This is a genomic window from Streptomyces alboflavus (genome assembly GCF_000716675.1).
GTDB lineage: Bacteria > Actinomycetota > Actinomycetes > Streptomycetales > Streptomycetaceae > Streptomyces > Streptomyces alboflavus.
The window spans coordinates 62367-72569 of record NZ_JNXT01000042.1 but is presented as its reverse complement, the minus strand read 5'-3'; the positions used below and the strand labels follow the sequence as shown (position 1 = coordinate 72569).

Genomic DNA, 10203 nt, shown 5'->3' with positions numbered 1-10203 from the left:
GGGCTGTTGCTCGGCCCGGGACAAGTCGGGGCGGGGGGGGGGGAGAAAGCCCGTCCGGCGTTTGAGGACGAGGCGCGGAGCGCCGACCGGCGGCGCCCCGGGCGGGCGGTCAGAAGTAGGTGCGGATGTAGTCCGTGACCGTTCCGTCGGCCTCGACGAGGGGGATCAGCTGCCACTTGTCGAAGGACGTGCAGGGGTGGGAGAGACCGAGGCCGACCCAGTCCCCGACCTCCACGGCGCCCGCGGCGGTCCTGAGCCACCCGTGCTGGTCGGAGAGCCCGGTCACGGTGACCGCGTCGGCGGGGGCCTCGGTCCCGTCGGCCCGCCGCACGACCTGCGCGGCGGGCAGGTCCAGGTCGTACGCCGCGTCCCGCTTCCCGGCGTTGACGAAGGCCTGCTCGTCCGTGGGCCGGGACACGACCTGCGCCCACAGCCGGAAGGCGGGCTGGAGGGCTCCCTCCGAGGGGACGCGGTTGAACGGGGTGAGATGCGCGTAGTGCCCGTCGTCGTGGGAGACGTACGCACCGGAGCGAAGCAGCTTGAGCACGGGCAGGGACAGCCGGGGGATGTCGGCGAACTCGTCGGCCACCGCGTCGAACCACGCGGACCCCCCGGCGCTGACGACGATCTCGTCGAGCCCGCCGGACTTGAACCGCCCCGCCACGTCGAACTCCTCGGCGAGCGCGACCAGGCGCCGCAGCCAGGCGTGCACCCGCTCGGGCGTGGCGTCCGGCACCTCCCCCTCGTACCCGGCGACACCGACGAGCCGCAGCGTCCCGACGGCGGCGACGGCGTCGGCGACGGCGGCGCAGTCGGCCTCGGTGCGGGCGCCGGTGCGGGCACCGTCGCCGGCGGCGAGTTCGACGACGACGTCGACGGGGCGGCGCGCGCCCGCGGCACGGAGGGCGGCGTCCATGAGTGCGACGCCGCGTACCGAGTCGACGTAGCAGATGAAGCGGAAGCCGGGGTCGGCGTCGAGCTCGGCGGCGAGCCAGCGCAGCGCGGCCGCGTCGACCAGTTCGTTGGCGAGGAAGATCCGGGCGACGCCGAACGCGCGGGCCACCCGCACCTGGTGGGGGACGGCGAGGGTGATGCCCCAGGCGCCGTGGGCGAGTTGGCGCTCGAAGAGCTGGGGGGCCATGGACGTCTTGCCGTGCGGTGCGAAGGCGAGGGCGTGCCGGGTGGCGTACTCCTCCATGAGCGCGAGGTTGTGCTCAAGGCGCTCGGCGGACAGGGCGAGCACGGGGGTGGTGAAGCCGCCGGTGAAGAGGTTGCGGCGCTGCGCGGCGAGCTCGCCGACGGTCAGCCCATCGGCGTCCGGCGGCAGCGCCTTGAAGCGGTGGTCGATCCGCTCGTCGGCGAGGCGTGCGACGGCGTGCGCGCGCCGGTCGGCGGGGGCGGGCTTGTCGGCGGCCATGGGGCGCCTCCTCGGCTCTTCGGGCCCGTCAGCCTGGTGCTGCCCGAGCTCGTCGGTGTGGCTTCGCAACGCCCCTCATCGAGGGCGTTGCACAATATGCAACGTTCATTGCGTATGTCGCTTACTGCTGTCTAACATCCGAGCCAACGCCGGGTCAACGGATCCGGCGGGCGAGCGAAGCGAGCGAGAGGCTGACACCGACGTGACCCGAGCAGGCGCCGCCGGAGACACGAACTCCCTGGACACCGACGTGGTGGCGGTGGGCGAGTCCATGGTGACGTTCCTGCCCTCGCGCCCGGGACGCCTCGCCGACGTACCGTCGTTCGAGCGCGGCATCGGCGGCGCCGAGTCGAACGTCGTCTGCGCCCTGGCCGCCGCGGGCCACCGCACCCGCTGGGTCAGCCGCGTCGGCGCCGACGGGTTCGGCGACCACCTGGTCGAGACGATCGGGCACTACGGCGTCGACACCTCCGCCGTCGGCCGCGACCCGCACCGCCCCACCGGCATCTACTTCCGCACCGCCGACGACCGGGGCACCGACGCCCACGAGGTCGTCTACTACCGCGCGGGCTCCGCCGCCTCCGCGATGTCGCCCGCGACCATGCCGTACGACGCCCTGTGGTCGGGCCGCGTCCTGCACCTCTCCGGCATCACCGCCGCCCTCTCCGCCGACTGCCTCGCCCTCGTCCGCGACCTGTGCGGCCGCAGGCCCGGCCGCCGCTCCCTGGTCTCCTTCGACGTCAACCACCGGCCGGGGCTGTGGCGCGACCGCGACGGCGACAGCGCCGACGTACTGCTCGACCTCGCGCGCGGCGCCGACCTCGTCTTCGTCGGCGAGGACGAGGCCGCGGCGGCCTGGGACGTCACCGGCGGCCCGGCCGCCGTCCGGGCCGCGCTGCCCGAGCCCGCCGTGCTCGTCGTCAAGCAGGGCGCCCGCGGCGCGACCGTCTTCGCCGCCGACCACGCCACCGGGTGCGACACCATCACCTTCGTGCCCGCCCTGAGCGTCGACGTCGTCGCCCCCGTCGGCGCCGGTGACGCCTTCGCCGCCGGATTCCTCTCCGCGACCCTGCGCGGCCTGCCCGCCGAGCGCCGCCTGCGCCACGGCCACCTGATGGCCGCCGCCGCCCTCACCGTCCCCGGCGACCTCGCGACCCCGCCCTCGCGCGGCCACGCCGACACCCTCGCCGCCCTGGACCCCGCCGACTGGGAGACACTGCGTCTCCGTCCCGGCTGGACGGCGGCCGACCCCACCCGGGCCACCGCCGTGGCCGACGAGGAGGTACGTACGTCATGAGCCAGACCGTCGACCGCGCCCTGTCGATCCTGCCGCTGCTCGCCGAGGGCCCCGCCGACCTCGGCCAGGTCGCCGACCGCCTCGGCGTGCACAAGTCCACGGCCCTGCGCCTCCTGCGCACCCTGCACGAACACGGCCTGGTCTTCCGCCAGTCCGACCAGCGCTACCGCCTGGGCGCCCGGCTGTTCGCGCTCGCCCAGGAGGCCGTGGAGAACCTCGACGTGCGCGAGATCGCCCACCCCCACCTCCTCGCCCTGAACGAGAAGTGCGGCCACACCGTCCACCTCGCCGTGTACGAGGAGCAGGAGGTCCTCTACATCGACAAGGTCGAGAGCCGCTACCCGGTCCGCATGTACTCGCGCATCGGCAAGCCCGTCGCCATCACCGTCGCCGCCGTCGCCAAGCTGCTCCTCTCCGACTTCCCCGAGGCCGAGCGCCGCGCCATCGCGGAGAAGCTCGACTTTCCCGCGTACACCTCCCGCTCGACGCCCAACGCCGCCGCCTTCCTCAAGGAGCTGGCGCAGGTGCGCGAGCAGGGCTGGGCCACCGACCTCGGCGGCCACGAGGAGTCCATCAACTGCGTCGGCGCCCCCATCCGCGGCGCCGACGGCCGGGTCGTCGCCGCCATGTCGGTGTCCGCCCCGAACGTCGTGGTCACCGCCGAGGAACTCCTGCGCCTGCTGCCGCTGGTGCGGCGCACGGCGGAGGCCATCAGCAGGGAGTACTCGGGCCACGCCCCGGAGAAGTAGTACCTCGGGCAACCCACGTCCCAGAACCGCACCCGGTACCCGTAACACCCCTACGAAAAGAGCACGTTCATGAGCGAGAAGACCGCCATCACCCCCGCCACCCACACCGCCCCGCCCGCGAAGTTCTCGCACGGCGTCAAGAAGGGCAACATCCTCCAGGTCGCGGGCCAGGTCGGCTTCCTGCCCGCCGAGGAGGGCAAGGCCCCCACCCCCGCGGGCCCCACCCTGCGCGAGCAGACCCTGCAGACCTTCGCCAACGTCAAGGCGATCCTCGAAGAGGGCGGCGCCACCTGGGACGACGTGATGATGATGCGCGTCTACCTCACGGACGTGGACCACTTCGCGGAGATGAACGAGATCTACAACCAGTACTTCGAGGAGCAGGGCCTCAAGGCCCCGGCGTCCGCCCGCACCACCGTGTACGTCGGCCTGCCCAAGGGCCTGCTCATCGAGATCGACGCGCTGGCCGTACTCGGCTGACCGTCGCAGCGGGCGACGGCCGCACCGGTCACCACCCCTGACCGCGGCCCGTCGCCGCACCCCCCACCCGCAAGCCGCACGTCGTCACGGCGCGGCGCCCCAGACCCCCCGGCGCCGTGCCGCGATCCCCCCTGCCCAAGAAAGCCCCATGCACTTACGAGGTCAACGATGTCCCCGTCCTCCCCCCTGGCCGCGACCCTCGCGGCCACCGCCCCCGCGCAAGAGACCCCACCGCACACCGGCGGCCTGATGGCCCTGATCGACGGCACCACGGGCCTGCTGATCGTCGCGGCCCTCGGCATCCTGCTGCTCCTCTTCCTGATCATCAAGGTCAGGCTCCAGCCGTTCGTGGCCCTCCTCGCGGTCTCCATAGCCGTCGGCCTGGCGGCGGGCCTCTCGGTCACCGAACTCTTCGGCACCGTCCAGAAGTCGGACGCCGTCTCCCTCATCGAGTCCGGCATGGGCGGCATCCTCGGCCATGTCGCGATCATCATCGGCCTCGGCACCATGCTCGGCGCGATCCTGGAGGTCTCCGGCGGGGCCGAGGTGCTGTCCAAGCGCCTCCTCGACCTCTTCGGCGAGAAGCGCGCCCCCGTGGCCATGGGCCTGACCGGCCTCATCTTCGGCATCCCGGTCTTCTTCGACGTCGGCATCTTCGTCCTCGCGCCGATCGTGTACGCCGCCGCGAAGCGCAGCGGCAAGTCGATCCTCCTGTACTGCCTGCCGCTGCTCGCCGGCCTGTCCATGACGCACGCCTTCCTGCCCCCGCACCCCGGCCCCGTGGCGGCGGCCGGACTCCTGAAGGTGGACCTCGGCTGGGTCATCCTCATGGGCGTCGTCTGCGGCGTCCCCGCCGTCCTCGCGGCCTGGGTGTTCTCCGCCTGGATCGGCAAGCGGATCTTCGTCCCCGTACCGCAGGACATGCTGGAGGCCTCCGAGGAGGCGAAGGCGGCCGTCGCCGAGGAACAGCGCGCGCAGGGCCTGACCCCGACGGAGACGCCGGTCGCGCTCGGCACCGTCTTCCTGATCATCGGCACCCCGCTGCTGCTCATCCTGCTCGCGACGTTCTCCTCGATCGCCTTCGACCCCTCCACGCTCCGCAGCGTGATCGAGTTCTTCGGCCACCCCTTCGTCGCCCTGACGATCGCGCTCCTGATGGCGTACTACCTGCTCGGCATCCGCCGCGGCTGGTCCCGCAAGTCCCTGGAGACGGTGTCGACGGCGTCCCTGAAGCCCGTCGGCAACATCCTCCTCGTCGTCGGCGCGGGCGGTGTCTTCGGCGCCGTCCTCAAGGGCAGCGGCGTCGCGGGCGCCCTCGCCGACACCTTCAACGACGTGGGCCTGCCGGTCATCGTCCTCGCGTACTTGATCTCCCTGGTGCTGCGCGTGGCCCAGGGCTCGGCGACGGTCGCGATCGTCACCACGGCGGGCATCGTCGCCCCGCTGCTCGCCGAGGGCGACTACTCGAACGCCTTCACCGCCCTGGTCATCATGGCCATCTCCGCGGGCTCGATCTTCGCCTCGCACGTCAACGACGGCGGCTTCTGGATCGTGGCGAAGTACTTCGGCATCTCCGAGCGCGACACCCTCAAGACCTGGACGGTCCTGGAGTCGGTGCTCTCGGTGGCGGGGTTCGCGGTGGCGGCGGTGGTGAGCCTGTTCGTGTAGCCGTCCGCCCGCTGTCCGGCGGTACGGGAACGGGGGTACGCGGCCGGATCGCCGCGTACCCCCGTTCCCGTACCGCCTACCGTCGAAGGAAAGCCCCTCGGCCTCAGTACGGCTGCTTCTTGCTGACCGCGTTGGCCACGCCGTAGGCGCCGACCATGGCCACGGCCAGGCCCGCGATGGCGATGCCGCCGTTGAGGCGCTCCCACCAGAACTTGTGCGGAGACATGGGCTCGTGGTCGAGCATCGCCTCCAGGAGGTCGGTGCCGCCGATGTCGAGCAGGGTGAACACATAGCCGTTCGCGACGCCGAGGTACGCGCCGAGGGCGGCCAGGATCGCGGCCCAGACGTGCGGTCCGGCGGCGCGGCCGCCCGTGCGCCCGGTCACCACGCCCACGACCACCGCGAGCACCGCGGCACAGGCCAGATAGGTGGCCTGGAGCCCCACCCGCGAGAGGTCCTTGTGGCTGGCGACCAGCAGGCCCGCGTAGGCGAGGCCGATGCCCAGCGAGACGATCAGCCCGAGGAAGAAGGCCCGGCCCGGCTGCGCGCGGCCGCCGGGGGGCGGGAAGCCGGGGGCGTAGGGGTAGCCGTGCGGCGCCGGCTGCTGGGGAGGGTAGGGGGCCATGTTCTGGCCCGGGCCCGGATAGCCGTATCCCGGCTGCTGCGGTGGCTGGCCGTACTGCGGCTGCTGACCGTACTGCGGTGGCTGCGGCTGCCAGTTGCTCATGAGTCCCCCGATGGTGGATGTCTGCCCTGCACATGGGTGCGCGCGGTCAAGGTACCAAGGGGGCCGTGCGGGCACGGAGCCCGCGACGGAGGGCGGTGCCGTACGGCCCGCGAGCCCGCCGCGGCGGGCTACAGGATGGGTACGGGTCCGCAACGGGAGTGCTACGCGTGCCGACGCCGACGGATTTCCGGGAGCGACCGGGTAGCCTGCCCGGGGCTCCACGCCTTTCAATCACCTGTTCGCGCCGTCCGCTGTGTGAACTTCTGTGTGAACTGTCGGAAAAATTCAGTACTCGGGGGATCAGTACATGCGTGTCCGTCGCGCCGTCGGCGCCGCCGCTCTCGCTCTCACCGCCGTCGCCGTGCTCTCCGGATGCACCGACGACCCGGAGGACAAGGCCTTCGGCGGCGGTGACGCACCCGCGCCACCGACCATGCCGAACATGCCGAGCCCCTCGCTGTCGCCGTATCCCAGCGGACTGCCCGACACCCCGGGCACGTCGTCGGGCGGCTCCAGCGATTCCGGCGGGCTCAGCTCCGGCGGGTCCAGCGGCTCGGGCGGGCTCACCTCCGGCGGGTCCAGCGGGTCGGGCGGGCTCAGCTCCGGCAGCAGCGGTCAGCCGACGTACGACTCGAACGCCCTCGGCGAGGTGATCGGCCAGAACTGCAGCTACGAGCGCACCAACGGCCGGATCACCTACGACGTCGACATCCAGAACTCCTCGTCCGACCAGGCCTTCCGCTACTCGTTCTCCGTGGTGTTCAAGGTCGGCCAGACACCCAGCTCCGCGGTCGCGAGCAGGACCCTCGCCTACCGGAGCGACACGGTGACCGTCTCCTCGGGCGGCGACCGGACCGTCGAGATGCACGCGCCGTACAGCACCACCGACCGCCTCGTCTACTCCTGCCAGGTGACCTCGGCCCGCAAGTACCCGGCGTCGTAGCGACGTAGCGACGTAGCGACGCAGCGACGCAGCGACGGCCGCGCGGAACAGACCGCCGTCCGACCCGGATCCGACCCCGAACCGCCCCGCCGCGCCCCGTCCCCGACCGGCCCCTCGTGTGCAATGGAGAAGCAGGGGGGAGCCGGTGGGCGGGGCTTGTGGTGGGTGTGGGGCGGTGCGATCCTTGCCGCCATGCCGGTCACTCCCCGCCCACCCGATCACGGATCGGTTCTCGCGGAGGTGAGGAGAGTGCGGCGTGCCGGACTCCTCAGGCTGCGCGAACTCGACGTACCCGAACTCGTCCGCGTCGGACGCGAGTTACCCTCGGCGGCCGCGCCGCCGACGGACAGCGGGGCCGTGGAGCGGCTGTTGCGGACCGCCGTCGCCGCGGTCGGCGGCGGCACGCTCCAGGAGGCCGCCGAGTTCACCCTCGGGCTCGCCCAGGGCACCCGGGACTGGCCCGCGTCCTCCCGCCGCAGGCGCGCCGCGCAGGTCTACGGGGTCAGCGTCGAACGCTTCCGCAAACACCACGAGCTGATGGTGCTCGGGCAGATAGCGGAGCGGATCGTCGACATCGCGGCGCGCGGCGCGCAGCCCGCGGCCCCGGTGGCGGAGGGGCAGCCGGGGTCCCTCGGCGAGGGTGCCCGGGAGGACGGCGGCCCGGCGTCCGGGCACGCGGCCACAGGCCTGGCGTCCGGGCAGGCGGCCACCGCCACGGGCGCGGCCGTCGCCACCCCCACCCCGGGCCACACCCCGACCCCGGGCCACACCTCCACCCCGGGCCACACCCCGGCCCCCCTCGCCCTCCCGCCCGCCCACCGCACCGTCCCCGTCCGCCTCGCCCACCGCACGGTCCCCGTCACCGTGCACGTCCACTCGGTGGACCTCCTGCGCGACATCGACGTCGTCCTGTCGCCGTCCAACACCTACTTCTCGCTGCCCGCCGCCTACAAGTCGTCCGTGGCCGCGACCCTGCGCCGGGCCGGGGCGCGCAGGGACGCGTCGGGGGGACTCGTCGAGGACCGCGTCCACGACGAGTTGGCGCGCTGGGCCGGGCAGCACGCGGCGCCGGGGCGGGAGGCGCTGCCCGGCACGGTCGCCGCCACCTCGGCGGGGGCGCTCGCCGAGCAGGGCATCCGGCGGATCTACCACGTGGCCGTGGCCGTGCCCCGGCCCGGCACCAACGACTACGACGTCCAGCCCGCCGACCTGACCCGCGGCGTCGCCCGCGCCCTCGCGCTCCTCGCGGCCGAGAACGCGTACGCCGAGCCGCCGCTCACCTCCGTCTGCCTGCCGCTCCTCGGCGCGGGCCGCGGCGGCCTCTCGCCGCTGGAGAGCTTCTCCGCGCTGTGGGCAGCCGTGGAGGCGGAACTCGTCCGCGGCGCCGAACTCGACGTGCACTTCGTGGTGCGCAGGCACGCCCGCGCCGACCTGGTCGAGCGGCTCCTCGCCGGGATCGGCGGCGCGGGGCCCGGACCTCGCGGGGTCCGGTGACGAGAAGAGAGGTGGAAGAACCGTGGATCCCTACGTCGTCCTGGCCGCCACCGCCGCCGCCTGGGACCGCGTCGCCGACCGGCTCACCGGGCCGCCCCGCGACACCCTCACCGCCCTGCTCTCCGTCGTACGCCGCCGGGGCGCGGCCGAGACCGAACGGCGGGCCGCGGCCGAGGAGGCCGCCGCGCTCCTCGTGCGGCGGTTCCCGGAGGAGTTCGGCGGCGCCGCCGGGCCGCAGGGGCGGTTCGCGGGCGGCGATCCCGTCGGCCCCGACAACGCCCCCGACACCGAACCGCACCGCTCCTACCGGGGGTTCTCGGCCGAGGACCTCGCCGTCCTGCTGACCGACGGGCACCGCATGGTCGGGCCGGTGCTCGGCCCCGTACGGGAGCGGCTGCTCGCCGCGCCCGCCTGGGACGCGGACGCGCTGACGCGGCTCGGCGGGGACCCCGGTCAGCCCGGCCTCATCAGGCTTCCCGGTGCGGGCGGGCGGCCACGCCTGCCCCGGTTCCAGTTCACCGCGGCCGGGGCGGCCAGGCCCGTCGTCATCGAGGTCAACACCCACCTCGCGGCCGACCGGGACCCGTGGGGCGCCGCCGACTGGTGGCTGTCGGAGAACGCCTGGCTCGGCGCCCGCCCCGCCCGGCTCCTCGGCACCGACCGGGACCGCCGACTCGCCGACACCGCCCGCCTTTTGATGGAGGAGGGGTAGCCAGCCATGCCGAACTACCGGCCACCGGAGCAGCCGCGGGGCACGCCCGGCAAGGCGACCCTGCCGCGCGGCACCACTCTGTACCGCGTGCACTCCGGCCACCGCGACGCCGCCGCCTTCAACCCGCGTCCCTCCCACTGCCTGTACGGTGGCGGCCGGTTCGACGGCACGTCCTGCGACCCGTACCCCTACCTCTACGCGGGCACCGGCACGGCAGCCGCCGTCTGCGAGACCCTCCTTCGCTCGCTGCCCTTCGACCCGGACGGCGGGCCCCGCCTGCTGCCCCGGGTGAGCGTCGAGCACCGGCGCCTGAGCACCCTGCGGCTCGCCGCCGACACCGACGTCGTCTCCCTGACCACCGCGCGGGACCTCGCCGCCGTGCACCAGGACAGCTGGCTGGTGCACACCGAGGCGAGCGAGTACGCGTACACCCGTGACTGGGCGCACTGGATCCGCGGCCACACCGGCCCCTGGGCCCGGGGCTTCGTCTGGGCCTCCAAGCGGGAGCCGGGCGACCGCGCGGTGGTCCTCTTCGGCGACCGCTGCCCGCCGGGGTCCGTCGAGGTCGTCGAGGACGGCGTCGTGGACTTCGGCACCGAGGACGGCCTGGAGTGGCTCAACTCCCTCCTGGAGCCGTACTTCGTCCGGATCGCGCCCTGAGCCCCGCCCCTTCCCGTACCGCTCCCTCCCGTACCGCGCCCCTTCCCGTCCCGCGC

At 73.7% G+C, this 10203-nt stretch carries 10 protein-coding genes; 8 read left to right on the top strand and 2 right to left on the bottom strand.

The features are described 5' to 3' along the window. Positions 1–109: 109 nt before the first annotated feature. On the bottom strand, positions 110–1417 hold the full coding sequence (locus OO63_RS28190) for an alanine racemase (RefSeq protein WP_030357973.1): 1308 nt from the start codon (positions 1415–1417) through the stop codon (positions 110–112). Positions 1418–1619: 202 nt separating this feature from the next. On the opposite strand from OO63_RS28190, the gene OO63_RS28185 reads away from it, so the two are divergent. From OO63_RS28185 to OO63_RS28170, 4 genes are all read left to right on the top strand, one after another. Continuing rightward, positions 1620–2714, top strand: coding sequence for a sugar kinase (locus OO63_RS28185; RefSeq protein WP_051811278.1), 1095 nt, complete (start codon positions 1620–1622; stop codon positions 2712–2714). After that, positions 2711–3463, top strand: coding sequence for an IclR family transcriptional regulator (locus tag OO63_RS28180; RefSeq protein WP_030357975.1), 753 nt, complete (start codon positions 2711–2713; stop codon positions 3461–3463). The genes OO63_RS28185 and OO63_RS28180 overlap by 4 nt, the downstream gene beginning before the upstream one ends. A gap of 69 nt (positions 3464–3532) precedes the next feature. Further along, the gene (locus OO63_RS28175; protein WP_030357976.1) at positions 3533–3943 is read left to right on the top strand and encodes a RidA family protein; all 411 of its coding nucleotides are present in this window, start codon (positions 3533–3535) and stop codon (positions 3941–3943) included. A 168-nt stretch (positions 3944–4111) separates the two neighbouring features. Then, entirely contained in the window at positions 4112–5611 is a 1500-nt protein-coding gene (locus OO63_RS28170) for a GntP family permease (RefSeq protein ID WP_030357977.1), read from the top strand. Between the two features lie 103 nt (positions 5612–5714). Here the strand turns inward: OO63_RS28170 and OO63_RS42520 are convergent, their stop codons facing one another. After that, complete coding sequence (locus tag OO63_RS42520) at positions 5715–6338, bottom strand: hypothetical protein (RefSeq protein ID WP_051811277.1); 624 nt, start codon at positions 6336–6338, stop codon at positions 5715–5717. Positions 6339–6645: 307 nt separating this feature from the next. Here OO63_RS42520 and OO63_RS42515 point away from each other — a divergent pair, with 307 nt between their 5' ends. The 4 genes from OO63_RS42515 (at position 6646) to OO63_RS28145 (ending at position 10147) form a co-directional block, all read left to right on the top strand. Continuing rightward, complete coding sequence (locus tag OO63_RS42515; protein WP_030357979.1) at positions 6646–7281, top strand: hypothetical protein; 636 nt, start codon at positions 6646–6648, stop codon at positions 7279–7281. A gap of 240 nt (positions 7282–7521) precedes the next feature. Then, positions 7522–8775, top strand: coding sequence for a macro domain-containing protein (locus OO63_RS47025; RefSeq protein WP_234311137.1), 1254 nt, complete (start codon positions 7522–7524; stop codon positions 8773–8775). Between the two features lie 22 nt (positions 8776–8797). Further along, a complete protein-coding gene (locus OO63_RS28150; RefSeq protein ID WP_030357981.1) occupies positions 8798–9487 on the top strand; it encodes a hypothetical protein in 690 nt (229 codons plus the stop codon). A gap of 6 nt (positions 9488–9493) precedes the next feature. Beyond that, positions 9494–10147 (top strand): RES family NAD+ phosphorylase, encoded by a 654-nt coding sequence (locus OO63_RS28145; protein WP_030357982.1) that lies wholly within the window; start codon positions 9494–9496, stop codon positions 10145–10147. The last annotated feature ends 56 nt before the right edge of the window (positions 10148–10203 follow it).